The sequence below is a fragment of the Streptomyces sp. NPDC031466 genome, assembly GCF_055581265.1.
The window spans coordinates 151,966-177,786 of sequence record NZ_JBVIJT010000005.1 but is presented as its reverse complement, the minus strand read 5'-3'; the positions used below and the strand labels follow the sequence as shown (position 1 = coordinate 177,786).

At 71.2% G+C, this 25,821-nt stretch carries 22 protein-coding genes and 1 pseudogene; 11 read left to right on the top strand and 12 right to left on the bottom strand.

The window, feature by feature from the left end; all coding sequences use genetic code 11:
• Positions 1 to 11: 11 nt before the first annotated feature.
• Together bagB and bagA are read right to left on the bottom strand one after the other, a co-directional pair.
• Positions 12 to 1,394, bottom strand: coding sequence for an ATPase BagB (gene bagB / locus ACZ5GP_RS12755; protein ID WP_468750869.1), 1,383 nt, complete (start codon positions 1,392 to 1,394; stop codon positions 12 to 14).
• Positions 1,391 to 2,371 (bottom strand): ATPase BagA, encoded by a 981-nt coding sequence (bagA, locus tag ACZ5GP_RS12750; RefSeq protein ID WP_468750868.1) that lies wholly within the window; start codon positions 2,369 to 2,371, stop codon positions 1,391 to 1,393. The genes bagB and bagA overlap by 4 nt, the downstream gene beginning before the upstream one ends.
• Positions 2,372 to 2,499: 128 nt before the next feature.
• Between bagA and ACZ5GP_RS12745 the strand changes: the two genes are divergently transcribed.
• The 4 genes from ACZ5GP_RS12745 (at position 2,500) to ACZ5GP_RS12730 (ending at position 5,019) form a co-directional block, all read left to right on the top strand.
• Positions 2,500 to 2,661 (top strand): DUF4177 domain-containing protein, encoded by a 162-nt coding sequence (locus ACZ5GP_RS12745; protein WP_003975360.1) that lies wholly within the window; start codon positions 2,500 to 2,502, stop codon positions 2,659 to 2,661.
• Positions 2,658 to 3,146 carry a RidA family protein gene (locus ACZ5GP_RS12740; protein ID WP_358581318.1) on the top strand — a complete coding sequence of 163 codons (489 nt, stop codon included), beginning with the start codon at positions 2,658 to 2,660 and terminating at the stop codon, positions 3,144 to 3,146. Before ACZ5GP_RS12745 ends, ACZ5GP_RS12740 begins: the two co-directional genes overlap by 4 nt.
• Before the next feature lie 72 nt (positions 3,147 to 3,218).
• Positions 3,219 to 4,103 (top strand): NUDIX hydrolase, encoded by an 885-nt coding sequence (locus ACZ5GP_RS12735; protein WP_468750867.1) that lies wholly within the window; start codon positions 3,219 to 3,221, stop codon positions 4,101 to 4,103.
• 85 nt (positions 4,104 to 4,188) lie between these two features.
• Positions 4,189 to 5,019, top strand: a complete 831-nt coding sequence (locus ACZ5GP_RS12730) for an MBL fold metallo-hydrolase (protein ID WP_358581322.1) — start codon at positions 4,189 to 4,191, stop codon at positions 5,017 to 5,019.
• Between the two features lie 80 nt (positions 5,020 to 5,099).
• Here ACZ5GP_RS12730 and ACZ5GP_RS12725 read toward each other — a convergent pair whose 3' ends face one another.
• A complete protein-coding gene (locus ACZ5GP_RS12725; protein WP_016642758.1) occupies positions 5,100 to 5,774 on the bottom strand; it encodes a Crp/Fnr family transcriptional regulator in 675 nt (224 codons plus the stop codon).
• Between the two features lie 474 nt (positions 5,775 to 6,248).
• Between ACZ5GP_RS12725 and nth the strand changes: the two genes are divergently transcribed.
• The 3 genes from nth (at position 6,249) to ACZ5GP_RS12710 (ending at position 9,416) form a co-directional block, all read left to right on the top strand.
• Positions 6,249 to 7,304 carry an endonuclease III gene (nth, locus tag ACZ5GP_RS12720; RefSeq protein WP_468750866.1) on the top strand — a complete coding sequence of 352 codons (1,056 nt, stop codon included), beginning with the start codon at positions 6,249 to 6,251 and terminating at the stop codon, positions 7,302 to 7,304.
• A gap of 65 nt (positions 7,305 to 7,369) precedes the next feature.
• Positions 7,370 to 8,161: an NUDIX hydrolase gene (locus ACZ5GP_RS12715; protein ID WP_468750865.1), complete on the top strand. Its 792-nt coding sequence runs from the start codon at positions 7,370 to 7,372 to the stop codon at positions 8,159 to 8,161.
• Positions 8,162 to 8,210: 49 nt separating this feature from the next.
• Positions 8,211 to 9,416 carry a MarP family serine protease gene (locus tag ACZ5GP_RS12710; RefSeq protein WP_468750864.1) on the top strand — a complete coding sequence of 402 codons (1,206 nt, stop codon included), beginning with the start codon at positions 8,211 to 8,213 and terminating at the stop codon, positions 9,414 to 9,416.
• Positions 9,417 to 9,537: 121 nt separating this feature from the next.
• Here ACZ5GP_RS12710 and ACZ5GP_RS12705 read toward each other — a convergent pair whose 3' ends face one another.
• The 7 genes from ACZ5GP_RS12705 to ACZ5GP_RS12675 form a co-directional block, all read right to left on the bottom strand.
• On the bottom strand, positions 9,538 to 9,726 hold the full coding sequence (locus tag ACZ5GP_RS12705) for a hypothetical protein (RefSeq protein WP_358581329.1): 189 nt from the start codon (positions 9,724 to 9,726) through the stop codon (positions 9,538 to 9,540).
• A 122-nt stretch (positions 9,727 to 9,848) separates the two neighbouring features.
• Positions 9,849 to 10,844 (bottom strand): alpha/beta fold hydrolase, encoded by a 996-nt coding sequence (locus ACZ5GP_RS12700; protein WP_468750863.1) that lies wholly within the window; start codon positions 10,842 to 10,844, stop codon positions 9,849 to 9,851.
• Entirely contained in the window at positions 10,841 to 11,338 is a 498-nt protein-coding gene (locus tag ACZ5GP_RS12695; RefSeq protein WP_468750862.1) for a phage holin family protein, read from the bottom strand. Before ACZ5GP_RS12695 ends, ACZ5GP_RS12700 begins: the two co-directional genes overlap by 4 nt.
• Before the next feature lie 84 nt (positions 11,339 to 11,422).
• Positions 11,423 to 12,823: a Na+/H+ antiporter NhaA gene (gene nhaA / locus ACZ5GP_RS12690; RefSeq protein ID WP_468750861.1), complete on the bottom strand. Its 1,401-nt coding sequence runs from the start codon at positions 12,821 to 12,823 to the stop codon at positions 11,423 to 11,425.
• Positions 12,824 to 13,088: 265 nt separating this feature from the next.
• Positions 13,089 to 15,050 carry an acetate--CoA ligase gene (gene acs, locus ACZ5GP_RS12685; protein WP_468750860.1) on the bottom strand — a complete coding sequence of 654 codons (1,962 nt, stop codon included), beginning with the start codon at positions 15,048 to 15,050 and terminating at the stop codon, positions 13,089 to 13,091.
• Between the two features lie 180 nt (positions 15,051 to 15,230).
• On the bottom strand, positions 15,231 to 15,794 hold the full coding sequence (locus tag ACZ5GP_RS12680; protein ID WP_468750859.1) for a DUF1707 SHOCT-like domain-containing protein: 564 nt from the start codon (positions 15,792 to 15,794) through the stop codon (positions 15,231 to 15,233).
• A 188-nt stretch (positions 15,795 to 15,982) separates the two neighbouring features.
• A complete protein-coding gene (locus ACZ5GP_RS12675) occupies positions 15,983 to 18,331 on the bottom strand; it encodes a bifunctional SulP family inorganic anion transporter/carbonic anhydrase (RefSeq protein WP_468750858.1) in 2,349 nt (782 codons plus the stop codon).
• Positions 18,332 to 18,629: 298 nt separating this feature from the next.
• On the opposite strand from ACZ5GP_RS12675, the gene ACZ5GP_RS12670 reads away from it, so the two are divergent.
• On the top strand, positions 18,630 to 19,946 hold the full coding sequence (locus tag ACZ5GP_RS12670) for a polysaccharide deacetylase family protein (RefSeq protein ID WP_468750857.1): 1,317 nt from the start codon (positions 18,630 to 18,632) through the stop codon (positions 19,944 to 19,946).
• Positions 19,947 to 19,965: 19 nt separating this feature from the next.
• Here ACZ5GP_RS12670 and ACZ5GP_RS12665 read toward each other — a convergent pair whose 3' ends face one another.
• The gene (locus ACZ5GP_RS12665) at positions 19,966 to 20,946 is read right to left on the bottom strand and encodes an ATP-binding protein (protein ID WP_468750856.1); all 981 of its coding nucleotides are present in this window, start codon (positions 20,944 to 20,946) and stop codon (positions 19,966 to 19,968) included.
• 101 nt (positions 20,947 to 21,047) lie between these two features.
• Between ACZ5GP_RS12665 and ACZ5GP_RS12660 the strand changes: the two genes are divergently transcribed.
• Entirely contained in the window at positions 21,048 to 21,863 is an 816-nt protein-coding gene (locus ACZ5GP_RS12660; RefSeq protein ID WP_468750855.1) for a Fic family protein, read from the top strand.
• Between the two features lie 440 nt (positions 21,864 to 22,303).
• On the opposite strand, the gene ACZ5GP_RS12655 is transcribed toward ACZ5GP_RS12660, so the two are convergent.
• On the bottom strand, positions 22,304 to 23,128 hold the full coding sequence (locus ACZ5GP_RS12655) for an HAD family hydrolase (RefSeq protein ID WP_468750854.1): 825 nt from the start codon (positions 23,126 to 23,128) through the stop codon (positions 22,304 to 22,306).
• Positions 23,129 to 23,733: 605 nt separating this feature from the next.
• Between ACZ5GP_RS12655 and ssd the strand changes: the two genes are divergently transcribed.
• A complete protein-coding gene (gene ssd / locus ACZ5GP_RS12650) occupies positions 23,734 to 24,879 on the top strand; it encodes a septum site-determining protein Ssd (RefSeq protein WP_468750853.1) in 1,146 nt (381 codons plus the stop codon).
• Positions 24,876 to 25,742, top strand: a pseudogene (locus ACZ5GP_RS12645) (TadA family conjugal transfer-associated ATPase); the annotation flags it as partial. The gene ssd and the pseudogene ACZ5GP_RS12645, both read left to right, overlap by 4 nt.
• Between the last annotated feature and the right edge of the window lie 79 nt (positions 25,743 to 25,821).

Genomic DNA, 25,821 nt, shown 5'->3' with positions numbered 1-25,821 from the left:
TCGCCGATCGCTCAGCTCGCCAGGCGGTCACCGATGGCCCGGAGCCCCGCGAGGTCGTGCACATCGCCCGGCAGCGCGGCCACTTCGGCCACCGCCACCTCCGGGTGGAGCGCGGTGAAGCGGTCCCGCGTGCGCTGCTCACGCGCGAGCAGCTGCATGCGTTCGGCATGCAGACGCAACAGTCCAACAGTCAACTTCTCGACCGACGGGTCGGCGGACTCGGGGTCGGTCGCGGAGTGGTCGGCCTCGGGCGGGTTGGTTCCGGAGGGGTCGGTCCCGGGTGGGTCGGTCAGCGGCTGGTCGGTCATCGGCGCGTGCACCGCGGAGGGCTCTGAAGTCGCCTTGTTCACAGGGGAGTTACGACCAGCAACCTTCCCGCCCTCCTGATCCACAATGCCGCTCTCCTCAAGATTTTCCGCGGCGGCGAGCGCCCGCTCGGCGGACAGCTGAGCGGCCCCGCTGCCGTGCACGCGGTTCAGCACCAGACCCGCCAGCGGCATGGCGTCGGCGGCGAGGCGCTCCACGAAGTACGCGGCCTCCCGCAGCGCGTCCCGCTCCGGCGAGGCCACCACGAGGAACGCCGTGCCGGGCGCCTGCAACAGCCGGTACGTGGCGTCCGCCCGCGTACGGAACCCGCCGAACATGGTGTCCATCGCCGCCACGAACGTCTGTACGTCACGCAGCAGCGGCCCGCCGAGCAGCTTGCCCAGCGCCCCCGTCATCATCGACATGCCGACGTTCAGGAACTTCATCCCGGCCCGGCCGCCCACCTTCGCCGGCGCCATGAGCAGCCGGATCAACTTCCCGTCCAAGAAGGACCCGAGGCGCTTGGGCGCGTCCAGGAAGTCCAGCGCCGAACGCGAGGGCGGGGTGTCGACGACGATGAGGTCCCACTCGTCCCGCGAGCGCAGCTGGCCCAGCTTCTCCATCGCCATGTACTCCTGCGTGCCCGCGAAGCCCGCCGAGAGCGACTGGTAGAAGGGGTTGGTGAGGATCGCGGCGGCCCGCTCCTTGTCCGCGTGCGCCTCGACGATCTCGTCGAAGGTCCGCTTCATGTCGAGCATCATGGCGTGCAGCTCGCCGTCGCCGTCCCCGTCGATGTCCTTGACCCGCCGCGGCACGTTGTCGAGCCGGTCGATGCCCATGGACTGGGCGAGCCTGCGCGCCGGGTCGATGGTGAGCACGACGACCTTGCGGCCCCGCTCGGCCGCGCGCAGGCCTATGGCGGCCGCCGTGGTCGTCTTGCCGACGCCCCCGGAACCGCAGCACACCACGATGCGGGTCTTCGGGTCGTCGATCAGGGCGTCGACGTCCAGCGCGCGGGCGGCGTCCAGGGGCCGCGCCGAGTCGGCGGCCCGCGCCGGGTCCGAGGTCCGTGCCGGTTCCGGGGTCATGCGATCCCTTGCTTCCGCAGTGCCGTGGCGAGCTCGTACAGGCCCGCGAGGTCCATCCCGCCCGCCAGCAACGGGAGTTCGTGCAGCGGCCGGCCGAACTCCGCGAGGACGGAGCGCTGATCGCGCTCCAGGGCGTGCCGCTCGGCGTACTCCGCGGCCTGCTCCAGGAGCGGGTCCACCAGCCGCTCGGCGTTGCCGCCGCGCCGCGCGCCACCGAGCCCCGCCGCCGAGAGCGACTCGGCGATGGCCGTGCGCGGGGCCTGCCCCAGGCCCAGCTCCAGCTCGGCGTCGTCCAGCAGGGCCGAGCGCACCATGTTCACGATGACGCGCCCGACCGGCAGCCCCGCGGCCCGCAGCTCGGCGATGCCGTCCGCGGTCTCCTGCACGGGCATCTCCTCGAGGAGGGTCACCAGGTGCACCGCCGTCTCGGACGACTTGAGGACCCGCATCACGGCCTGCGCCTGATTGTGTATCGGGCCGATCTTCGCGAGGCCCGCCACCTCGTCGTTCACGTTCAAGAAGCGGGTGATGCGGCCCGTCGGCGGGGCGTCCATCACCACGCAGTCGTAGGCGAACCGGCCGCTCTTGTCCTTCCTGCGCACCGCCTCGCAGGCCTTGCCGGTCAGCAGGACGTCCCGCAGGCCCGGCGCGATGGTGGTCGCGAAGTCGATGGCGCCGAGCTTCTTCAGGGCCCGCCCCGCGCCCCCCAGTTTGTAGAACATCTGGAGGTAGTCGAGCAGTGCCAGCTCGGGGTCGATGGCGAGGGCGTACACCTCCCCGCCCCCGGGAGCGACGGCGATCTTCCGCTCCTCATAAGGCAGCGCCTCCGTCTCGAAGAGCTGCGCGATGCCCTGCCTGCCCTCGACCTCGACGAGGAGGGTGCGTCGACCCTCCGTCGCGAGGGCGAGCGCGAGGGCGGCGGCCACCGTGGTCTTGCCGGTACCGCCCTTGCCACTGACGACCTGGAGCCTGCTCACGCCATTGAGCCTAACCAGTCGCCGCCCCGCCTACGCAGGAGCCCACCCTGAGCGTTCCCCGATACCCACCCCGAGGCTTCCCCCATGCCCAGCCTGAGCATCCCCTGACACCGACTACAGTCGGCCACATGACCAAGTGGGAATACGCAACCGTGCCTCTGCTCGTCCACGCCACGAAGCAGATTCTGGACACCTGGGGCGAGGACGGCTGGGAGCTGGTCCAGGTCGTGCCCGGGCCGAACAACCCCGAGCAGCTCGTGGCCTACCTGAAGCGCGAGAAGCAGGCATGAGCGGGGCGGCGCGAAGCGGCTCGGCCGTCGAGGCCCGCCTCGCCGAGCTGGGCCTGACGCTCCCGGAGGTCGTGCCGCCGCTGGCCTCGTACCAGCCGGCCGTCCAGTCCGGCGTCTACGTCTACACCGCGGGGCAGCTCCCCATGGTGGAGGGCAAGCTCGCCGTGACCGGCAAGGTCGGCGCCGAGGTCACCCCGGAGGAGGCCAAGGACCTGGCCCGCACCTGCGCGCTGAACGGCCTGGCCGCGGTGAAGTCCGTCGCCGGTGACCTCGACCGCATCGCGCGCGTCGTGAAGGTCGTCGGCTTCGTGGCGTCCGCCCCGGACTTCACGGGCCAGCCCGGCGTGATCAACGGCGCGAGCGAACTGCTCGGCGAGGTGCTCGGCGACAAGGGCGTGCACGCGCGCAGTGCCGTCGGCGTGGCCGTGCTCCCGTTGGACGCTCCGGTAGAGGTCGAGTTCCAGGTGGAGCTGACCGAGGCCTGAGCCGTGGCGGGGTCCCGCCGGACCCCATCACTGCCTCTCGAACATCCGCTCACCAGGGGATAGCCTCCGCCCATGGCAAATGGGCAGTGGTACCCCCCGGAGTGGCCCGACCGCATCCGCGCCCTCGCGAGCGGCGAGCTGATCCCGGCGACCCCGCGCCGCGCCGCCACCGTCATGTTGCTCAGGGACGGGCGGGGCGCGGCGGCCGGCGGGGCGCCTGAAGTACACATGCTGCGCAGACGCGCCTCCATGGCCTTCGCCGGAGGCGCGTACGCGTATCCGGGCGGCGGCGTCGACCCGCGCGACGACGCCCACCTGGTGCGCTGGGCGGGCCCCACGCGCGCGTCCTGGGCCGCCCGGCTCGGCGTCGACGACGAGGCCACCGCCCAGGCGATCGTCTGCGCGGCGGTCCGCGAGACGTACGAGGAGGCGGGCGTGCTGCTCGCCGGGCCCTCTACGGAGACCGTCGTCGGCGACACCACGGGGGAGGACTGGGAGGCGGACCGTGCGGCCCTGGTCGCCCGCGACCTGTCCTTCGCGGACTTCCTGGACCGCAGGGGGCTCTTCCTGCGCAGCGACCTGCTCGCCGCCTGGGCCCGGTGGATCACTCCGGAGTTCGAGCCCAAGCGCTACGACACGTTCTTCTTCGTGGCGGCGCTCCCCGAGGGGCAGCGCACGCGGAACGCCTCCACGGAGGCGGACCGCACCGTCTGGATCCGCCCCGTGGAGGCGGCCGCCCGCTACGACAAGGGCGAGCTGCTGATGATGCCGCCGACGATCGCGACGCTGCGGGCGCTGAGCGCCTACGTGGCGCCCTCCGAGGCGCTCGACGCGGCCGCGGGGCAGGATATGGCCCCGGTGCTCGCTGAGGCGCGCCTGGAGGGCGGCGAACTGGTGCTCTCATGGCCGGGCCACGGCGAGTTCACCAAACGGATCACCCCGGACGCCGCGAAATGACTCAGGACCGACCCCGTGCGCGTCCCGCACGTGCCCCGCTGCCGTGCCCCGCGCCCACCCCGATCCCGACGGGAGTCACCCCCGTATGACCGAAGCCGCAGCCCTCCCGGGCCAGCCGCGTGGCGCGGTCCTGAGCGGCCCCGCCACCGCCCGCGCGGTCAACGTCCTCGCGCCCAACCCGTCCGCCATGACGCTGGACGGCACCAACACCTGGATCGTCTCGGAGCCGGACTCGCCCCTCGCGGTGGTCATCGACCCGGGTCCGCTCGACGACGCCCATCTGAGCCGTGTCGTCGAGACGGCCGGGAAGATGGGCAAGCGCGTGGCCCTGACCCTCCTGACCCACGGCCACCCCGACCACGCGGAGGGCGCCGCCCGCTTCGCCGAGCTGACCCGGACTCACGTACGCGCCCTCGACCCCGCCCTGCGCCTGGGCGACGAGGGCCTCGGCCCCGGCGACGTCATCACCACCGGCGGCCTGGAGCTGCGGGTGGTCGCCACGCCCGGACACACCGCGGACTCGCTCTGCTTCCATCTGCCCGCCGACCGGGCGGTGCTGACGGGGGACACGGTCCTGGGCCGCGGCACGACGGTCGTGGCGCACCCGGACGGGCGCCTGGGCGACTACCTCGACTCCCTGCGCCGGCTGCGCTCCCTGACGGTCGACGACGGCGTCCACACGGTCCTGCCGGGCCACGGACCGGTCCTCGACGACGCCCAGGGAGCCGTCGAGTTCTACCTCGCGCACAGGGCGAACCGTCTGGCCCAGGTCGAGACGGCCGTGGAGAACGGTCACGTCGAGGCGGCGGAGGTCGTGGCGCACGTCTACGCGGACGTGGACCGCTCCCTGTGGCCGGCCGCGGAGCTCTCGGTCCGGGCACAGCTGGACTACCTGCGGGAACACGGCCTGATCTGACCGTGGTCCCCATGCCGCCGGGTACGCCGATGGGCCCCGCCTCCTGAGAGGCGGGGCCCATCTTCGTACGGACTCGGGCGTCAGCGCGAGCGCTTGGCGAGCCGCTCCACGTCCAGCAGGATGACCGCGCGGGCCTCCAGGCGCAGCCAGCCGCGGCCCGCGAAGTCCGCCAGCGCCTTGTTGACCGTCTCGCGGGAGGCGCCGACCAGCTGGGCCAGCTCCTCCTGCGTGAGGTCGTGCACGACGTGGATGCCCTCCTCGGACTGCACGCCGAAGCGGCGCGACAGGTCGAGGAGCGCGCGGGCCACGCGGCCCGGCACGTCGGAGAAGACCAGGTCGGACATCTGGTCGTTGGTCTTGCGCAGGCGCCGGGCGACGGCGCGCAGCAGCGCGGCGGCCACCTCGGGCCGGGCGTTCAGCCAGGGCTGGAGGTCGCCGTGGCCGAGGCCGAGCAGCTTCACCTCGGTGAGGGCGGAGGCCGTGGCCGTCCGCGGACCCGGGTCGAAGAGCGACAGCTCACCGATCAGCTCACCGGGGCCGAGCACCGCGAGCATGTTCTCGCGGCCGTCGGGCGAGGTGCGGTGGAGCTTCACCTTGCCCTCGGTGACCACGTACAGGCGGTCTCCGGGGTCGCCCTCATGGAAAAGCGCATCCCCGCGCGCGAGCGTCACCTCACTCATGGAGGCGCGGAGCTCCGCGGCCTGCTCGTCATCGAGCGCCGCGAAGAGCGGGGCGCGCCGCAGAACGTCGTCCACGAGTTCTCTCCTTGTCGACCTGCATCAGGGGACCGTGTTCCCCAGTTTGCCGGACGGTCCAAACAGTGTGATCAGTCACAAGTCTGCCGCACCGACGTGGCGTGCTGTGCGGGAGGGGGCCAATTGGGGGCCGATCCACGAGGCCGACGACGGATGTCGGTGTCGGCCTCTAGGCTGACCGGGTATCCAAAAAGCCGGTGAACTCACAGGCCAAGGGGGCCGGGAAGGTGGCCGCACCCCCCGATTCCGCTGTGGGCGAACAGACGTCCGGGGGATCGGATAATCCGGCAAATCGGACAGGCGTGGCGCGTTCGGTGGGTACACCCCGCCGGAGCGGGCAGCTGCGGTAGGGCAGGCGTCCCCCGAGAAGCGGACGCCCCCCCGACAAGTGAACGGCACCAAAAGAAGCGAACGGCACCCGAGAAGCGAACGGCACCCGCGAGGCAACCGACCTCCCCGAAGAAGGCACCTCCAGTGAAGAAGACAACGCCGGCGGCGAGTGCGGCCGAGCAGACCGCGCCCGGTGCCGAGAAGGCCGCGGCGAAGAAGGCGGCACCCGGCGCCAAGATGACCGACGCCGAGAAGGCCCCCGCGAAGAAGGCCGCGGTCAAAAAGGTCACGGCCAAGAAGGCCGCCGCCAAGAAGGCCACCGCTAAGAAGGCCACCGCTAAGAAGGACCCCGCCAAGAAGGCCGCTCCCGGCGCCGGGCGGCGCGCCGCCGGGGACGCCGCGCCCGCCGCCGTCAAGGCGCCGGCCGTCCCCCCGCAGGAGTCCCGCGCCGCCCTCGTCCGCCGGGCCCGGCGGATCAACCGCGAGCTGGCCGAGGTGTATTCGTACGCCCACCCCGAGCTGGACTTCGAGAACCCCTTCGAGCTCCTGGTCGCCACGGTCCTCTCCGCGCAGACCACCGACCTGCGGGTGAACCAGACGACGCCGAGGCTGTTCGCCGCGTACCCGACCCCGGAGGACCTGGCCGCGGCCGTCCCCGAGGAGGTCGAGGAGCTGATCAGGCCGACCGGGTTCTTCCGTGCCAAGACGAAGTCGATCATGGGCCTGGCCAAGGCCCTGCGGGACGACTTCGGAGGCGAGGTGCCCGGACGCCTCGACGACCTGGTCACGCTGCCCGGTGTGGGCCGCAAGACCGCGTTCGTCGTCCTCGGCAACGCCTTCGGAGTGCCCGGCATCACCGTGGACACCCACTTCGGCCGGCTCGTCCGCCGCTGGAAGTGGACGGAGGAGACCGATCCGGTGAAGGTCGAGGCGGCCGTCGCCACGCTCTTCCCGAAGAGCGAGTGGACGATGCTCTCCCACCGCGTGATCTTCCACGGCCGCCGCATCTGCCACTCCCGCAAGCCCGCCTGCGGTGCCTGCCCCATCGCCCCGCTCTGCCCCTCGTACGGAGAAGGCGAGACGGACCCGGAGAAGGCGAAGAAGCTCCTGAAGTACGAGATGGGCGGCTTCCCGGGCCAGCGCCTCAAGCCCCCGGCGGACTACCCCGGAAAGCCCGCGCCGCCGCTGGCCGCGGGGTGAACCGGAAGCAGGACGGAACGAACGCGGGGGCAAAGAGCGTTGGCCAGAGACGGACGGGGGTGCAGATGACGCACGTGAGCGACACGACTGACACGACGGACACGGCGAGCAGGACGAACGACAGGGCCGGCGTCGGCACGGAGGGCGCGGCCGACCCGACGGGCAGCGGTGCCCGGCCGCCGTCCGGGGCGCACCCGCTGCTCAGCTCCGACGGCCTGCCCGCCTGGCTGACGCCCGTCGCCCGCGCCGCGAGGACGATCCAGCCGCTCCAGCTGAGCCGCTTCCTCCCCCCGGAGAACGGCACGGGACGCCAGTCCGCGGTCCTCGTCCTCTTCGGAGAGGGCGAGCGAGGCCCCGAGCTGCTCCTGATGGAGCGCGCGGGCTCCCTGCGGTCCCACGCGGGGCAGCCGTCCTTCCCGGGCGGCGCCCTCGATCCGGGGGACGGCGACCCGAAGACGGACGGACCGCTGCGCGCCGCCCTGCGCGAGGCCGAGGAGGAGACCGGCCTCGACCCGCGGGGCGTCCAGCTCTTCGGCGTGCTGCCGCGCCTGTTCATCCCGGTGAGCGACTTCGTCGTGACGCCCGTGCTCGGCTGGTGGCGCACCCCGACCCCCGTCGGCGTCGTCGATCCGAACGAGACGGCCCGGGTCTTCACGGTCCCCGTGGCCGATCTCACGGACCCGGCGAATCGGGCGACGGCGGTCCACCCGAGCGGTCACCACGGCCCCGCTTTCCTCGTTGAATCCGCTCTGGTCTGGGGTTTTACCGCCGGAGTCATCGATAGAGTGCTGCACTTCGCGGGCTGGGAGCGTCCCTGGGACCGCGAGAGGCAGGTCCCGCTCGATTGGCGCGCATGACAAGGTTGCGGGGACGTGGCGGCCGCGATGCGAGGCGAGGATTGAATCGGTGAACGTGCTGGACGTCCTGCTGCTGCTCGCCGCCGTGTGGTTCGCGGTGGTGGGCTATCGCCAGGGCTTCGTGGTCGGCATCCTCTCGGTGATCGGGTTCCTCGGCGGCGGTCTCGTCGCCGTCTATCTGCTGCCGGTCATCTGGGACGCCGTGACGAAGGACGACGCGGCCACGGTGAGTACGACCGCCGCGGTGGTCGCCGTCGTCATCGTGATCGTCTGTGCCTCGATCGGCCAGGCCTTCACCACCCACCTGGGCAACAAGCTGCGCAGATACATCACCTGGCAGCCTGCCCGCGCCCTGGACGCGACGGGCGGCGCGCTGGTGAACGTGGTGGCGATGCTCCTCGTCGCGTGGATGATCGGCTCCCTCCTCGCCGGTACGACGCTGCCCACGGTCGGCAAGGAAGTGCGCAACTCCAAGGTGCTCCTCGGTGTCTCCCGCGCGCTGCCGGGCCACGCCGACACGTGGTTCGACGACTTCTCCTCGGTCCTCGCGCAGAACGGCTTCCCGCAGGTCTTCAGCCCCTTCGCGAACGAGCCGATCACGGAGGTCCGGCCGCCCGACCCCAAGCTCGCCAGGAGCAAGGTCGCCACGACCGCCAAGCGCTCCATCGTGAAGGTGCGCGGCGAGGCCCGCAGCTGCGGCAAGGTCCTGGAAGGCACCGGCTTCGTCTTCGCCGACCGCCGGGTGATGACCAACGCGCACGTGGTCGGCGGCGTGGACGACCCGACCGTCCAGATAGGCGGCCAGAACCAGACGTACGACGCGAAGGTCGTGCTCTACGACTGGGAGCGGGACATCGCCGTACTGGACGTGCCCACGCTGAAGGCACCGCCGCTGAAGTTCACGTCCAAGGACGCGACCAGCGGTGAGGGCGCCATCGTCGCCGGCTTCCCGGAGGACGGGCCCTACGACGTCCGCCCCGCGCGCGTGCGTGGCCGCATCACGGCCAAGGGGCCGGACATCTACCACCGCGGCACCGTGCGCCGTGACGTCTACTCGCTCTTCGCGACCGTCCGCCAGGGCAACTCCGGCGGCCCGCTGCTCACGCCCGGCGGCGAGGTCTACGGCGTGGTCTTCGCCAAGTCCCTCGACAACCCGGAAACGGGTTACGCCCTGACGGTGGACGAGGTGCGCGAGGACATCGAGCGGGGCCGCACCGCCAACCAGGAGGTCGACAGCCAGGGCTGCGCGCTCTAGCCGCTCCGAAGGCGCTCCGGAGCGGGCCGGTGGGCAGGCCGACGGGTCTCGCGGGGGCCTTGCGGGGCTCTCGCGGGGCCTTGTGGGCGCCTTGCGCGTCCGGGAGGCCGGAGGAGCCGGGTCAGTGGCGGGTGTGCCGCAGCCGCGCGGAGACCCAGCGGGCCCTGCGGCGGAGGATGCGGGGGATGCCCATGCCTTGAGGGGGGCCGTGTCGGCCCGACTTCTGTGCCCCGCCCCTCTCGTGGCTGTTCAGCGCTGCGGCCGAGCGGCGATTGCGTGCTACGTCACTGTAGTCGTGCGTCCAGCCCATACCCCGACGTTTGCCCGGGCCTCATGGTCGGTAACCGTGTCCAACGACCCCAATTGGCCTATGCGCCGGGCAATTGGCGTTCGTAGGACAGGTGTTCCCCGGGGCTCGTGACCGGGCGCGGCTCAGCGGTCCGGTTCGGGGTCCTTCAGCCAGTTCACCAGCTCCGTGGAGAACGCCACCGGGTCCTCCTCGTGCGGGAAGTGCCCGAGGCCGTCGAACAGCCGCCAGCGGTAGGGGGCTTCGACGTACTCACCGGATCCGGCCGCGCTCCTGGTGCGCATCACGGGGTCCAGCGAGCCGTGCAGATGCAGTGTCGGCACCCGTACCGGCCGCTTCATCCGGCGGTTGAACTGGATGCCGTCGGGGCGGGCCAGCGACCGGACCAGCCAGCGGTACGGCTCGATCGAACAGTGTGCCGTCGAGGGGATGCACATGGCCCGCTGGTACATCTCCACCGCCTCGTCCTCCGGCAGCCGGGGCCCCGACCAGTCCCGGACCAGACGGCCCACCAGGGCGCCGCCGTCGGCCACCAGCTGACGCTCCGGCAGCCACGGCCGCTGGAAACCCCAGACGTAGGAGCCCGCGGCGGTCTGCTTCCTGTCGGACAGCATCGCCGAGCGCCAGCGCCGCGGATGGGGCATCGAGGACACCGCGAGCCGGCGCACCAGCTTGGGCCGCATCACGGCCGCCGTCCACGCGAGATATCCGCCCAGGTCGTGCCCGACGAGCGCGGCGTCGGGCTCGCCGAGCGAGCGCACGACACCGGTGATGTCGAGCGCGAGGTTCGCCGGGTCGTAGCCGCGCGGTGTGCGGTCGCTGCCGCCCACGCCCCGCAGGTCCATCGCGACGGCCCGGAACCCGGCGTCGGCGAGCGCCACCAGCTGGTGCCGCCACGTCCACCAGAACTGCGGGAAGCCGTGCAGGAGCAGGACCAGCGGCCCATCGCCCATCTCGGCGATGTGGAAGCGCGCGCCGTTGGCGGCCACGTCCCGGTGGGTCCACGGCCCCTCGACGCGTACGGCCGAGGCCGGTTGCGCCGAATGGGCGGTGGCACCGAGCGTGGGGCCATGGGGCGTGGTGCCGGTGCGGGCGTGGTCCTGATGGGCGGGGTCCGTCATGAGGACGAGCGTGCCACAGTGGCCCCCGTCTCACCGATTCGGACGTCAACGGTGCCCGCGGGCTGCACCGCACGGGGGTGTGGCTTGACGTTCCCCAGTACGGCGGCCGTCTGCTTAACCGAGGCGGCGACCTTCTGGGGGCCCTTGCCCTTCTTCGCCTTCTTGGCGAAGACCACGCCGACCAGCGCGAGCAGTCCGGCCACCAGGACGTTGGCGGCGAAGGACAGCAGGAAGCAGACGGCGAGGTTCCAGCCGCTCCAGGTGTGGATGCCGTACGCGAGCGCGAAGCTCAGCATCGGCAGCGAGAAGATGAGGACCGCTCCGGCCGCGGCGAACGCGCCACCGCCGATCGCGCCGCGCTTGACGTCCTGGCGCAGCTGGGCCTTGGCCAGTGCGATCTCGTCGTGCACCAGCGCGGACATCTCACCGGTCGCCGAGGCGACCAGCTGGCCGAGGCTGCGTTCGGCGCCGACGGGGCCGTCGGGTGAGCTCATCGCGTTCTCCCCTTTTTCTCTGCTGATCTTTTGATGGATCTGATCTCTTCTGAGATGGGTCTGCTCAGATCATGTCTGCTCAGATCATGCCGGACCGTTGCCATCCTCGCGTTCCCCACCCGACACTTCGGCAAGCCTGCGGTGCTCGGCCGCTTTCTTCTCGTAGATGGCGGCCATCCGGAGGTGGTACTCCGGGTCGTCCATCTCGTAGATGTCGGGTACGCCGCTGAGGTCGTCGTCGCGTTCCTCCTCCTCCCACAGCCTGCGGTACTTGGCGTTCCGTATCTTCAGCAGGATTCCGGAGAGCACGGCCGCGATGAGCGAGCCCATCAGGACGGCGGCCTTGACCTCGTCGGTGAGCAGCGGGTCCTCGGTGAAGGCGAGTTCGCCGATCAGCAGGGAGACGGTGAAGCCGATGCCGGCCAGCGAGGCCACCGCGAACACGTCGGGCCAGGCCAGGTCGTCGTTGAGCTCCGCCTTGGTGAAGCGGGCCGCGAGCCAGGTGCCGCCGAAGATGCCGACCGCCTTGCCGACCACGAGGCCGAGCACCACACCGAGCGTCTCCGGCGTGGTGAAGACGTCGCCGAGCACGCCGCCCGAGACGGAGACACCCGCGCTGAACAGGGCGAACAGCGGCACGGCCAGGCCCGCCGAGAGCGGGCGCACGAGGTGTTCGATGTGCTCGCCGGGGGAGTGCCGCTCGCTGTCGTCCTCCCTGTGGCAGCGCAGCATCAGGCCCATGGCGACACCGGCGATGGTGGCGTGGATGCCGCTGTTGTACATCAGGCCCCAGATGGCGAGCGCCAGCGGGACGTAGAGGTACCAGCCGCGCACCCGCTTCCTCAGCAGCAGCCAGAAGACGGCGAGGCCGAGCACCGCGCCGCCGAGCGCGGCGAAGTTCAGGTCGCTGGTGAAGAAGACCGCGATGATCAGGATCGCGAAGAGGTCGTCGACGACCGCGAGGGTGAGCAGGAAGGCGCGCAGCGCGGACGGCAGCGAGGTGCCGATGACCGCGAGGACCGCGAGCGCGAAGGCGATGTCGGTGGCGGTCGGCACGGCCCAGCCGTCCAGCGAGCCGCCGCCGAGGGTGTTGGACAGGACGTAGACGAGCGCGGGCGCGGCCATGCCGCAGAGCGCCGCGACGACGGGCAGCGCGGCGGCCTTGGGATCGCGCAGGTCGCCTGCGACCAGTTCGCGCTTGAGTTCGATGCCAGCCACGAAGAAGAAGACGGCGAGCAGCCCGTCGGCCGCCCAGTGCTGGATGGACAGGTCGAGCCCCAGCGAGGCCGGGCCGAGGTGGAAGCCGCGTAGGGACTCGTACGCGCCGCCGGCGGTGTTCGCCCAGATCAGTGCGGTGACGGCGGCGACGAGCAGCAGGACCCCGCCGACCGTCTCGGCGCGCAGTGCCTCGGCGACGAAGTTCCGCTCGGGCAGTGAGAGACGGCCGAGGACCTTGCGGCGGGGCTCGGGGGCGGGCGCGGTCACGTGAGTCGACCTCCGGTTGGTGGGCAGGACTGAGCACTTGCCGACCAGACTTCCCGGCGCACCTTGGTACTTCTCGTCGCGGCGTCGCGGCGTTGACGCGCTTTTCAGCGTACCCAACGTACGCGCGGGCGCATCCGGAGGTCTTCGCTCCGCATACGGACACGGGGAGGGCATCCGGCACACGGGGAGGGCACCCGGCGTGTCGCCGGGTGCCCTCCCCGAACTCCTGTACGTACTTCTGTACGCGCCCCTGTAGGGGTGGCTGTCAGTCCTCGCTCGGCGTGGCCGGGAGCCGTGACTGGATCAGTTCCATCACGGAGGAGTCCGTGAGCGTCGTGACGTCACCCAGCTCGCGGTTCTCCGCGACGTCCCGCAGGAGACGCCGCATGATCTTGCCCGACCGTGTCTTCGGCAGCTCCGCCACCGGCAGGATCCGCTTGGGCTTGGCGATCGGGCCGAGCGTGGCGCCCACGTGGTTGCGCAGGTCCGCCACCAGGCCCTCGTCCTCGGCGTTCGCCGTGCCGCGCAGGATGACGAACGCGACGATGGCCTGCCCGGTCGTCTCGTCGGCCGCGCCCACGACCGCCGCCTCGGCGACCGAGGGGTGCGAGACGAGCGCCGACTCGACCTCGGTGGTGGAGATGTTGTGCCCGGACACGAGCATCACGTCGTCCACACGGCCGAGCAGCCAGATGTCGCCGTCCTCGTCCTTCTTGGCCCCGTCCCCGGCGAAGTACCGGTCCTGGAAACGCGACCAGTACGTGTCGAGGAACCGCTGGTCGTCGCCCCAGATCGTGCGCAGCATCGCCGGCCACGGCTCGGTCAGGACGAGGTAGCCACCGCCGCCGTCCGGCACTTCGTTCGCCTCGTCGTCGACGACGGTGGCCGAGATGCCCGGCAGCGCGCGCTGGGCGCTGCCCGGCTTGGTCTCGGTCACCCCCGGCAGCGGCGAGATCATCATGGCGCCGGTCTCGGTCTGCCACCAGGTGTCCACGATGGGGCACTTGTCGGCGCCGATGTTCTTCCGGTACCACATCCACGCCTCGGGGTTGATCGGCTCACCGACCGAACCGAGGACCCGCAGGCTGCTCAGGTCGAACTTCGCGGGGATGTCGTCGCCCCACTTCATGAACGTACGGATCGCCGTCGGCGCGGTGTAGAGGATCGTGACCCCGTACTTCTGGACGATCTCCCAGAAGCGGCCCTGGTGCGGGGTGTCGGGGGTGCCCTCGTACATCACCTGCGTCGCGCCGTTCGCCAGCGGGCCGTACGTGATGTACGAGTGGCCGGTGACCCAGCCGACGTCGGCCGTGCACCAGTAGACGTCGCTCGAAGGCTTGAGGTCGAAGACGGCGTGGTGGGTGTACGCCGTCTGCGTGAGGTAGCCGCCGGAGGTGTGCAGGATGCCCTTCGGCCTACCCGTGGTGCCCGAGGTGTAGAGGATGAACAGCGGGTGCTCGGCCTCGAAGGCCTCGGGGGTGTGTTCGGCGGACTGCCTCCCCGTGATCTCGTGCCACCACACGTCGCGGCCCTCGGTCCACGCCACGTCCTGCCCGGTGCGGCGCACCACCAGGACGCTGCGCACACCCTCGACGCGGCCGACGGCCTCGTCCACGGCGGGCTTCAGCGCGGACGGCTTGCCCCGGCGGTAGCCGCCGTCGGCGGTGATGACGACCTTGGCGTCGGCGTCCTCGATGCGGGTGGCGATGGCGTCCGCGGAGAAGCCGCCGAAGACCACGGAGTGCGTGGCGCCGATACGGGCACACGCCAGCATCGCGACGACGGCCTCGGGAATCATCGGCAGGTAGACGGCGACCCGGTCGCCCTTCTGCACGCCCAGCTCGACCAGGGCGTTCGCCGCCCGGCTGACCTCGTCCTTCAGCTCGGCGTAGGTGATGGCCCTGCTGTCGCCGGGCTCCCCCTCGAAGTGGATCGCGACGCGCTCGCCGTGGCCCGCCTCGACGTGCCGGTCGACGCAGTTGTACGCGACGTTGAGCTTGCCGTCGGCGAACCACTTGGCGAATGGCGGGTTGGACCAGTCGAGCGTCTCGGTCGGCTCCGTGGCCCAGGTCAGCCGGCGGGCCTGCTCGGCCCAGAAGCCGAGCCGGTCGGCCTCGGCCTGCTCGTACGCCTCGGCGGTGACGTTGGCGTCGGACGCCAGCTCCGCCGGCGGCGCGAAGCGACGCTCCTCCTTCAACATGTTGGCGATGGACGGACGTTCGCTCATGTGCAAGCTCCCAACATGCGGACGACACACCGGCCCCGCGTGGTTTAGACCAATAACGTGATCGGTCGGATTCTTCAAGCCCTGCGGGAGTAGGTCAACCCCCCTCCGATCCTGGCACTCGACGGTCGCCAAATACAGGGGCGCCCGCCGCGGTGCGTCGCGGACCGCGGCGGGCGGACGTCAGCGCCACGCGTGGCGGATCTTCAACCGGCCGAAACCCATGCTTCCGGAGATGCGGATCCGGGGGCCGCCGGGGCGGGCCCGTCGCGGGGCGGTGTAGGGCGAGTCCTTCCACCCGGTGTACAGCCCTTCGATGTCCACCAGTGCGTCGCGCGGGACGATGATCTTCGCCGTGCCGGTGCCCAGTTGCAGCTCGATGTCCGTCACCGCGTGTTCGATCACCGCCCGCGAGAGGTCGAGGCGCACACCGGCGAAGGCGGATTCCACCTTGAGGGTGCGGGGCACCCGCCACGCCCCGCGCCGCCGGATCCGACCACTGGCGGCGGTGATGGTGGACGTGGTCCCCGCACTCCGCGCCGGGAGCGAGGCCAGGGCCGACCCGAGCCGGCTGCGCGTGTCGGCCGTGAGCACCCGGTCGAGGCGGGCGTCCATCTCCTCGTGCGAGAGGTGGCCTTCGGCGTACGCGTCCTGCAACTGCTGCAAGGCCGTGTCGCGCTCGCCCTCCTGGACGGGCGGGTCCAGGTCTTGGACCGGCCGGTCCGCGTCCTGGGCCGGCCGGTCCACGTCTCGGGGCGAGGGGTGCGCGCCTTGGGAGGATGGGCGCTCGCCCGGGAAGGGTGACCGCATGTCTTGAGGCGGCGAGGCCCTGTCTTGCCGGGCCAGTGACAGCGGGTCTTCCGGCGGCGGAGAAGTCACCGTTTCACTGTAGTGCCGGGGCGTGTCGGCGCCTTGGTGAATACGGCATCACGCGCTCACCCCCGCGTCCCCGCCCCTTCCACCTTGACCAGCGCGGTGGGCGCCACCTGGTCGAAGACCTCGTCGGGAAGGTGCTCGGCACCGCTGCCCTCCGTCAGGAGATAGGCCTGCGCCTCACCGACATGGAAGTACATGCCGTGCAGTTCGAGCTCACCCTCGGCGAGGCGGCGGGCCACCACCTCGTGCGCCTTCAGGTGCTCCAACTGCTGGACCACATTGGTGAGACAGAGCTGCTCGACCGCGTCGGCCGGCGCTCCCCCGGAGAGTCGCGCCCACGCCCTGTCCTGCGCGCCCAACCGCTCAAGGCTCGGCAGACCGTGCCGCAGCCAGCGCCGCAGCGGCGTCTGGGCGCCTCCCGGCGGGGTGTTGAGCAGCGCCTGCATCGCACCGCACCCGGAGTGCCCGCACACGGTGATCGACCGCACCTTGAGCACCTCGACCGCGTACTCGATCGCGGCTGCCACCGAGTCGTCGCCACTCTCGGCGCCGGGCAAGGGCACCAGATTGCCGACATTGCGCACGACGAAGAGGTCACCGGGACCACTGGAGGTGATCATCGACGTGACGACCCGGGAGTCCGCACACGTCAGGAACAGCTGCGAGGGCCGCTGACCCTCGCGGGCGAGCCGGGCCAGCTCCTCCCGCACATGCGGCGCGGTGTTCCGCTGGAAGGCGCTGATGCCACTGGCCAGTTGGTGGACCCGGGGCATCCCGGTTCCCTGCTCCTCCTGAGGCCGGTCGCAGTGGTGATTGCGCCACGGCGTCCACGGCCGGCAACAGGAGTGCGAGGCGCTCGCGGGCTCGGCGATACGGGTCCCGGCGCGCCCGGTGATCTCGACGCGGGCGCCGTGCGCGGTGTGCTCGTCCTGCCAGCACTGCAGTGATTCGTACGCCGCGTGATCCATGAAGGAGCCGTCCAGCTCCACGATGACGTCTTCGCCGTGGGGCACGAGGTGCAGCGTCCTGCTGAGCCTCGGCACCGCGAGGAACGTCAACTGGCCGCGTGCGCGCACATGGTGCACGCCGTCCCGCACCTCGTGCGTGATCCGGGTGCGGGCGAGGCGGTGCAGTGACACCGCCACGGCCACGGCGATGCCGAGCGCGACGCCCTGGAGGACGTTGAGGAAGACGACGCCGACGGTCGTCACGGCGTAGACGACGATCTCGCGGTGGCGGGTGATCGTACGGATGTGGTTCAGGCTGACCATCTGGATGCCGACGGCCATGACAAGGGCGGCGAGAGCCGCGAGGGGGATCAGCTCCAGGACGGGGACCAGGAGCAGGGCGGCCACCACCACCCAAACGCCGTGCAACATCGTGGAGTTCCCACTGACGGCCCCCGCGCGCACATTGGCCACACTGCGCACGGCGACCCCGGCGACGGGCAGGCCGCCGAGCGCGCCCGAGACGATGTTGGCGCTGCCCTGGCCGAGCAGCTCGCGGTTGAGGTCGGAGCGGCGCACGCCCGCACGCAGGTCGCGCTGCTTGGCGGCGAGCTTGTCGACGGCCACCGCGCCCAGCAATGACTGCACGCTGCACACCAGCGTGATGGTGAGGACGGCGGCGACCAGTCCGAGCGCCGGTCCCTCGGGCAGGCCGGCCAGCGCGTGGCTGCGCCACGAGGGCAGTTCGACCTTGTCGAGCCGCAGATGTGCCGCCGCCGCCACGCCCGTCGCGAGGGCCACCGATACCAGGGCCGCGGGCACGGCGCGGGCCATGCGCCCGGCCCGGCCGGGGATGCGCGGCCACAGCAGCAGGACGGCGAGGGTGAGCAGGCTGATCGACAGGGCGGCCGGATGCAGGTCGGCCAACTGGGCGGGCAGCGCGCGGAGATTGGCGAGCACGGCGCTCTGCGGTGTGCCGCCGAGCACGATGTGCAGCTGGGCGACGGCGATGGTCACGCCGATGCCGGCCAGCATGCCGTGCACCACGGCGGGGCTGACGGCGAGCGCACCGCGGGCCACGCGCAGGCAGCCCAGGCCCAGTTGGGCGACGCCGGCCAGGACGGTGATGGCGCAGGTGGTGCGCCAGCCATACCGGTGGATGAGGTCGGCGGTGACGACGGTGAGCCCGGCGGCGGGGCCGCTGACCTGAAGCGGTGATCCGCCGAGCCGTCCGACGACGATGCCGCCGACTGCCGCCGCGACGAGGCCCGCCTGGAGCGGTGCCCCGGTGGCCAGGGCGATGCCGAGGGAGAGCGGCAGGGCGATCAGGAACACGGCCACCGACGCCGAAAGATCGGCGCCCGCGATGCGGAACCCCTTGCGGGGCGGTGGGGCGTGCGGCTTGTGGGCTTCGGGTGTGGGGGCCGAGTCGGTGGGGCGAGCAGGGACGCAGGCAGACATATTTCCCGTCTCCTCCGGGGCAGCGCGGTCGCGGGACATGGGGGCCTCCGAAAAGCCTTCGGAAAGCGGGTCGCGGCCGTGGGTCACGGCGTGCAGCGGCGGGAGATCTCAACTCTCGGTAAACGAACAGTAATGCAGAGTAAAGACTTTCGATAGACTTTCCGGGCAAATGGGGCAACCAATCACCCGGACGAATGAATAAAAATATTTGTCGGCTTGTCATACCGGACCATTCCGACACCTGTGCGAAGTTGCTGACCGTTATGTCCCGACTTGCACGGAAAGAGGTGGGCGGAAGATGGCCGCCACCCGGAGGATCACCGCCACCCGGAGGATCGCCACCCGGAGGATCACCGCGAGCTTCACCGCCCTCGTGGCCTGCGCTGCGGCGCTGGCCGGCTGCGCGGGCGGCGACAACGCCGCGGACGCCGGTACCAAGGAAGGCGCCCCCGGCGCGAAGAAAGCGCCCGGGGCCCCGGCTCCCAAGAGTGCCGTCCGGCTGATCGGGGACGGCTCGACGGCGTTCACGGGCAAGCAGCCGAACCTGCCGAGACCGGCCCGCCTGAAGCCGGGTCAGAGGCCGCCGCAGTTCGTGGTCTTCTCCTGGGACGGCGCCGGCGAGGACGGCCAGAAGCTGTTCTCCCACTTCCGCAAGGTGGCCAAGCGCAACGACGCCACGATGACGTACTTCCTCAGCGGCGTGTACATGCTCCCCGAGGGCAAGCGCGGCCTCTACAAGCCGCCGCAGCACCTGGCCGGCAGCTCGGACATCGGCTTCAACGACCGCAAGGGCATCAAGAACACCGTGGAGCAGCTCCGCGGCGCCTGGCTGGAGGGCAACGAGATCGGCACCCACTTCAACGGCCACTTCTGCGGCGCGGGCCGCGGGGTCGGTGAGTGGTCCGTCGCGGACTGGAAGAGCGAGATCCGTCAGGCCAAGTCCTTCGTCAAGGCCTGGAAGACCAACACCGGCATGAAGAAGGCGCAGCCCCTGCCCTTCGACTACGACAAGGAACTGATCGGCGCCCGCACCCCCTGCCTGGAGGGCCAGAAGAACTTCATGCGGGCGGCGCGGCAGCTGGGCTTCCGCTATGACACCAGCGGCGTCAACAACCAGGTCTGGCCCAAGAAGAAGGAAGGGCTCTGGGACCTGTCCATGCAGCTCGTCCCGGTGCCCGGCCGTGGCTTCGAGACGCTCACCATGGACTACAACTTCATGGTCAACCAGTCCGGCTCCACCTCGAACGGCGACCCCGCCAAGCACGAGTACTGGGGCGACCAGATGCGTGACGGGTTGCTCCAGGGCTTCCGGCGCGCGTACAAGGGCAACCGCGCGCCGCTGATCATCGGCAACCACTTCGAGTCGTGGAACGGCGGCACGTACATGCGTGCCATCGAGGAGACGATCGAGGGGGTCTGCACCAAGCCGGAGGTGCGCTGCGTGTCCTTCCGGCAGCTCGCCGACTGGCTCGACGCGCAGGACCCCAAGGTGCTGGCCCGGCTGACGAAGTTGCGGGTCGGCAAGGCGCCGAAGGAGGGCTGGGACGCGTTCCTGTCCGCCTCGCCCGCGCCGGCCCCGAAGGGCGTCCCGGGAGCTCCGGCCGTCAAGCCGTAGCTCCCGGAGGCGCGGTCGGTCAGGCGGGGGTGACGGCCTGCTCGCACAGGAGGAAGCCGGGGTCGACCTGGGCGGCCAGGTCGACCCCCGTCCGCTCGTTGCCCCAACTCCGCGCGTTCTTCAGATGGAAGTGCACCATCTGGCGGGTGTAGCGGTCCCAGTCCCGGCGCTCGTACGACGCGTCGACGGTGGCCCGAAGTGTCTGCAGGGAACGGCGGTTGGCCTCTTCCAGGTGCTCGAAGCGGGGCGGGCGGCCCTTCTCCATGGCACGCACCCAGTCCGAGTGCCCGACGGTCACCAGGAGGTCCTCGCCGACCTGCTCGCGCAGGAAGTCGATGTCGTCCTGGCCCTGCACCTTGTTGCCGACGACCTTGAGGTCGACGCCGAAGTCGCGTGCGTACTCCTTGTACTGGCGATAGACGGAGACCCCCTTCCTCGTCGGCTCGGCCACCAGGAACGTCATGTCGAAGCGGGTGAACATGCCGGAGGCGAAGGAGTCCGAGCCCGCGGTCATGTCCACGACCGCGTATTCGTCGCGGCCGTCGACCAGGTGGTTCAGGCACAGCTCCACCGCTCCGGTCTTGGAGTGGTAGCAGGCGACACCGAGGTCGGCTTCGGTGAACGGCCCGGTGACCATCAAACGCACGGTGGCGTCATCGAGTTCCACGGGGCGGGCGCACGCGTCGTACACGGGGTTGTCCTCGCGCACCCGCAGCAGCCGTGAGCCCTCACCCGGCGGCGTCGTCTTGATCATCGTGTCGGCGGAGGCGATCCGCGGGTTGGAGCCGCGCAGATAGTCCTTGATCAGGGGCAGGTGCTCCCCCAGGGCGGGCAGCCGGGCGGCATCCGTCTCATCGAGACCGAGGGCCGGCCCCAGGTGCTGGTTGATGTCGGCGTCCATCGCGATGACGGGCGCGCCGCTGGCGGCGAGGTGGCGGATGAAGAGTGAGGACAGTGTGGTCTTGCCACTGCCGCCCTTCCCCACGAAAGCGATTTTCATGACCACCAAGCGTAGTGGGTCGCTCACGGGCGGTGCGGGATGTGGGTGAAGAAGACCACTCCTTCGTGGAGCGGGCGCCTGGAGTACGTAGGGTCGTACTCATGAGTACGACACCCGATCCGATCGCCGCCCTGGGGGCCCTTCCCGGCGTGGCCGACTCCGTGGATTCCGTGCGCAAGGCCGTGGACCGGGTCTACGGGCACCGGATCATGCGGCGCCGCAGCAACGAGATCACCTCCGAGGCCGCCTTGCGCGGAGCCCGGGGTTCCGCCGCGCTCTCCGGGGCCGAATGGGCCCTTGAGGAAGTGCGCCGGCGCAGCGACTTCAGCGGCGACGCGCAGGCGCGCACGGTCGGTGGGGCCCTGCGGCTCACCGCCGAGGCGGGCCAGCTCCTGTCCATCTGGCGCCAGTCGCCACTGCGTGTTCTCGCGCGGCTGCACCTGGTCGCCGCCGCTGACTCGGCGGAGGGGGCGGGGCGGCCCCGGCTGGCGGGCGAGGCCGTCGATGAGCCGCTCATCGAGCTTCCCGTGCCCGACGCCGACGAGGTGGCGGGTCGCCTGGAGGGGCTGTCGCAGCTGATCATCGCGGGCAGCTCGGCGCCGGCCCTCGTGATGGCCGCCGTGGTCCACGGTGAGCTGCTCAGCCTGCGGCCGTTCGGCTCGTGCAACGGCCTGGTCGCGCGGGCCGCCGAGCGCATCGTCCTGGTGGGCAGTGGCCTCGACCCGAAGTCGATCTGCCCCGCGGAGGCGGGCCACGCGGAACTGGGCCGGGCGGCCTACGTGGCGGCGCTGGACGGCTACACGTCCGGTACGCCGGACGGGATGGCGGCCTGGATCGCCCACTGCGGCAAGGCCGTTGAACTCGGCGTCAGGGAGTCGACCGCCGTCTGCGAGGCGCTTCAGCGCGGAGCGGCGTAGGGCGGGCCGCCCCAGGGGGCCCGAACACAGGCGTGGTGACAACAGGGTTGCGGCGGTACGGGAATCCGTACCGCCGCTGGCATGTCCACCGGGTTACCAAGCGTCCTCGAAGGTTGCCCATCAGGTCGGGGACTTCGCCCGTCACCTGGTGCGGCTGGCCCGTAATCGACGGGTCGACGTCGCGTGGGTGCCCGGTGTTCATGCTTCGGTCCGTGGGGCCGTGAATGCGTTTTAAGGTGATCCTCTCGGATGTCCTTGGTCTCGCGGGCCGTTGACTCCTTTGTACTCCAGTCCTGGGGTGAGCGGTAGTCCTGGCCGTACTTCTTTACTTTTAGGTTCAAACAGGTGTGAATCGGGCGTGCTTTCCGGTGCGGTCCCGCCGTGGTTCTCCCGCGGTCCGCCGATGCCCGAACCGGTGGTTCCGCCGCCGCCTGAACCGGTCAGCCGACGGTCGTACGGCGACGGCTGGCGAACCAGACGAGCCCCGCGGTGGCCGCCGCCGCGCCCACCGCGGCCGCCGCCACGAGCGCCGGCCTCGGTGGGGCGGGCAGGCGCTGCTTGAGGCGCACCGGCCGGTGGAAGTCGAGGATCGGCCACCCGCGCGCGAGGGCCTCGCGGCGCAGTGCGCGATCGGGGTTGACGGCATAGGGGTGCCCGACCGACCCGAGCATGGGCAGGTCGGTCGCCGAGTCGCTGTAGGCGTAGCAGCGGTCGAGGTCGTACCCCTCGGACCGGGCCAGCTCCTTGATCGCCTCCGCTTTGGTGGGGCCGTACGCGTAGTACTCCACCTCACCCGTGAAGCAGCCGTCCTCGCCGACCACCATGCGGGTGGCCACCACCCGGTCCGCGCCCAGCAGTTCACCGATCGGCTCGACGACCTCGGCGCCCGAGGTGGAGACGATGACGACGTCACGGCCCGCCGCGTGGTGCTCCTCGATGAGGGAGGCGGCCTCGTCGTAGATGATCGGGTCGATCAGGTCGTGCAGGGTCTCGGCGACGATTTCCTTGACCTGTCGCACGTTCCAGCCGCGGCACAGGGCGGACAGATACTCGCGCATCCGCTCCATCTGGTCGTGGTCGGCGCCACCCGCGAGGAAGACGAACTGCGCGTACGCGGTGCGCAGGACCGCCCTGCGGTTGATCAGGCCGCCTTGGTAGAACGACTTGCTGAACGTGAGCGTGCTCGACTTCGCAATGACCGTCTTGTCCAGGTCAAAGAAGGCGGCCGCGCGGGGCAGGGAGTGGTTTTCCACGAGCCCGAGCATAGGCGCCCACCATTCGGCGTAAGCTGAGGCGCGTGGGTTTGCCTGAGAAGGCTCTCGGGTACACCATGGAAGTCACGGATCGTTCGCGACCGTGCTAACCCGGTCTGGCTCCTCCCCCCCCGAGTCGGACCGTGGGGACGACCCCCGCTCTCCCCCCCGGCGGGGGTCGTCGCATGTCCGGATGGGTTTTTGGGCCCGCCGTCGATCATCTTCCGACCTTCTCGGCCCCCTCTGCGCCTCTTCGGCGTTCTTGGGGCCTGCCCAGAACTCATCACTGTGTGTAGTTGTCGCGCTGCTCTCTGGAAGCCTTCGAGAACGGGTCGGGAAGCTGCCGGGAAGTCGACGGGAAGAGGCCCGGAAGGGGCCCAGAAGAGGCCCAGAAGGGGCCGGAACATGGCGTGAAGCCGACGTGGGGTCGGGGGCGATGTCACCGGTTCGGGTGACGCGAATATGCACAGGCATCGCCTTGTCCACAGTTATTGACCAAGATCCACACGATTTCCCGGATCGCTGCACGCTGATTCCGCTCGTTCCGCTCGCGAAGTTCATGGCCGGATTGCTTTGCCCGGTTCTTCGCCCGAGCGGAGCGCGGCATTCACAGAGGGATGTGCGAGAGGGGGACGGAGATCGTGGGTGCAGCTATTTCATGGGGTGGGACCGCGCCGCCCGAGGGCGGCCGGGGCGGACCGCTGATCCTCACGGAGGACGTGGAGCTCCTCGACGACCTGCTGAGGCTGTGCGCCGCGGCCGGGGCCAGGCCCGAGGTGCACCACGGCGGGCCCGAGCGCGAGCAGGGCTGGGACTCGGCCCCGCTCGTCCTGGTCGGGGATGACGCGGCGGACCGGGTCCGTGGCGCCACCCATCGGCGCGGAGTCGTGCTGGTCGGGCGGGATCAGGACGAGCCCGGGGTCTGGAGACGGGCCGTGGAGATCGGTGCCGAACATGTGCTGCTCCTGCCGGACGGCGAGCAGTGGCTGGTGGACAGGATCGCGGACGTCGCCGAGGGCGTGGGGCGGTCGGCGCTCACCGTCGGGGTGATCGGCGGGCGCGGTGGTGCGGGGGCCTCCACGCTGGCCTGCGCCCTCGCGGTCACCGCGGCCCGCGAGGGGCGGCGCACCATGCTCGTCGACGCCGACCCTCTGGGCGGCGGCCTTGACGTCCTTCTCGGGGGCGAGACGGCCGAGGGACTGCGCTGGCCGGCCTTCGCCGACTCACGCGGCAGGGTCGGCGGGGAAGCACTGGAGGAGTCCCTTCCCGAGCTGCACGCGCTGCGAGTCCTGAGCTGGGACCGGGGTGAGGCGGTCGCGGTGGCTCCTGAAGCGGTGCGGGCGGTCGTCTCCGCGGCCCGCAGGCGCGGTGGCGTGGTCGTCGTGGACCTGCCCCGCCGGGTGGACGAGACGGTCGCCGAGGCGCTGGCACAGGTGGATCTCGGGCTGCTGGTCGTGCCGCCCGAGCTGCGCGCGGTGGCGGGAGCGCGCCGGGTGGCGTCGGCAGTGGGGATGGTGCAGCGCGATCTTCGGGTGGTGGTTCCCGCCGGCGCGGCCCCGCCCGGCACGGGAGTACTCGATCCCGAGGAGGTCGCCGGGCTGCTCGGACTGCCGCTCGCCGGTGTGCTGCCCTGGGAATCGGGGCTGTCGGCGGCCCAGGCGGCAGGGGTACCGCCCGGCGGCGCCGCGCGCGGCCCGCTGGCGAGGTTCTGCGCCGCCTTCTGGGACCGGGTGCCCGCCGATGCCCCGGGAGGGGGCGTATGAGCGCGGTCGTCGGGGCCCGCATGCTGGACGGGGTGCGCCAATGGCTCGCGGAGAGCGGCACGGAACCGACGCCGGCCCGCGTCGCCGAGGCGCTGCGTGCCCAGGGACGGGTCCTCGGGGACACCGAAGTGCTCGGCGCCGCCGCACAGTTGCGGTCGGAGCTGGTCGGTGCGGGCCCCTTGGAGCCGTTGCTCGCGGACCCCTCGGTGACCGATGTGCTGGTCTGCGCGCCCGACCGGGTGTGGGTGGACCGTGGCGGCGGTCTGGAACTCACCGGGGTCACCTTCCGGGACGCGGCGGCGCTGCGGCGCCTCGCACAGCGCCTCGCGGCCGTGGCGGGGCGGCGTCTGGACGACGCCAGACCCTGGGTGGACGCTCGCCTCCCGGACGGAACCCGGTTGCATGCCGTGTTGCCGCCCGTCGCCGTCGGCTCCACCTGCCTCTCGCTGCGGGTCGTGCGCCCCCGCGCCTTCACCCTGGCGGAACTGGTCGCCGCGGGGACGGTGCCACCCGGCGGCGACCGGGTCCTGCGGGCCCTCCTCGACGCCCGCCTCTCCTTCCTGATCAGCGGGGGCACGGGCAGCGGCAAGACGACGCTGCTGAGCGCGCTGCTCGGCCTGGTCGGGCCCAAGGAGCGGATCGTGCTGGCCGAGGACTCGGCGGAGTTGCGGCCCGAGCACCCTCACGTGGTGCGCCTGGAGTCCCGGCCCGCTAACCAGGAGGGGGCCGGCCTCGTCGGTCTGGACGACCTGGTTCGCCAGGCGCTGCGGATGCGGCCGGACCGGCTGGTCGTCGGTGAGGTCCGGGGCGCCGAGGTGCTTCACCTGCTGGCCGCGCTGAACACAGGGCACGAGGGAGGCTGTTGAATAGCACCGAAGAGTTCAGTCGCGCACGAAACAGTTCAGTGAGTAGTTCAGTAACGCAGTGAACTGTTCAGTGCCA

Coding starts and splice junctions, on each gene's coding strand:
- ACZ5GP_RS12730 (WP_358581322.1), top strand. CDS start 4,189: ATGACCGAAGCCGCAGCCCTCCCGGGCCAGCCGCGTGGCGCGGTCCTG.
- ACZ5GP_RS12660 (WP_468750855.1), top strand. CDS start 21,048: ATGAGTACGACACCCGATCCGATCGCCGCCCTGGGGGCCCTTCCCGGC.
- ACZ5GP_RS12670 (WP_468750857.1), top strand. CDS start 18,630: ATGGCCGCCACCCGGAGGATCACCGCCACCCGGAGGATCGCCACCCGG.
- ACZ5GP_RS12715 (WP_468750865.1), top strand. CDS start 7,370: ATGACGCACGTGAGCGACACGACTGACACGACGGACACGGCGAGCAGG.
- ACZ5GP_RS12705 (WP_358581329.1), bottom strand. CDS start 9,726: ATGGGCTGGACGCACGACTACAGTGACGTAGCACGCAATCGCCGCTCG.
- bagB (WP_468750869.1), bottom strand. CDS start 1,394: ATGACCCCGGAACCGGCACGGACCTCGGACCCGGCGCGGGCCGCCGAC.
- ACZ5GP_RS12675 (WP_468750858.1), bottom strand. CDS start 18,331: ATGTCTGCCTGCGTCCCTGCTCGCCCCACCGACTCGGCCCCCACACCC.
- ACZ5GP_RS12695 (WP_468750862.1), bottom strand. CDS start 11,338: ATGAGCTCACCCGACGGCCCCGTCGGCGCCGAACGCAGCCTCGGCCAG.
- ssd (WP_468750853.1), top strand. CDS start 23,734: ATGTGCGAGAGGGGGACGGAGATCGTGGGTGCAGCTATTTCATGGGGT.
- ACZ5GP_RS12655 (WP_468750854.1), bottom strand. CDS start 23,128: ATGCTCGGGCTCGTGGAAAACCACTCCCTGCCCCGCGCGGCCGCCTTC.
- ACZ5GP_RS12700 (WP_468750863.1), bottom strand. CDS start 10,844: ATGACGGACCCCGCCCATCAGGACCACGCCCGCACCGGCACCACGCCC.
- acs (WP_468750860.1), bottom strand. CDS start 15,050: ATGAGCGAACGTCCGTCCATCGCCAACATGTTGAAGGAGGAGCGTCGC.
- ACZ5GP_RS12745 (WP_003975360.1), top strand. CDS start 2,500: ATGACCAAGTGGGAATACGCAACCGTGCCTCTGCTCGTCCACGCCACG.
- ACZ5GP_RS12665 (WP_468750856.1), bottom strand. CDS start 20,946: ATGAAAATCGCTTTCGTGGGGAAGGGCGGCAGTGGCAAGACCACACTG.
- ACZ5GP_RS12735 (WP_468750867.1), top strand. CDS start 3,219: ATGGCAAATGGGCAGTGGTACCCCCCGGAGTGGCCCGACCGCATCCGC.
- ACZ5GP_RS12740 (WP_358581318.1), top strand. CDS start 2,658: ATGAGCGGGGCGGCGCGAAGCGGCTCGGCCGTCGAGGCCCGCCTCGCC.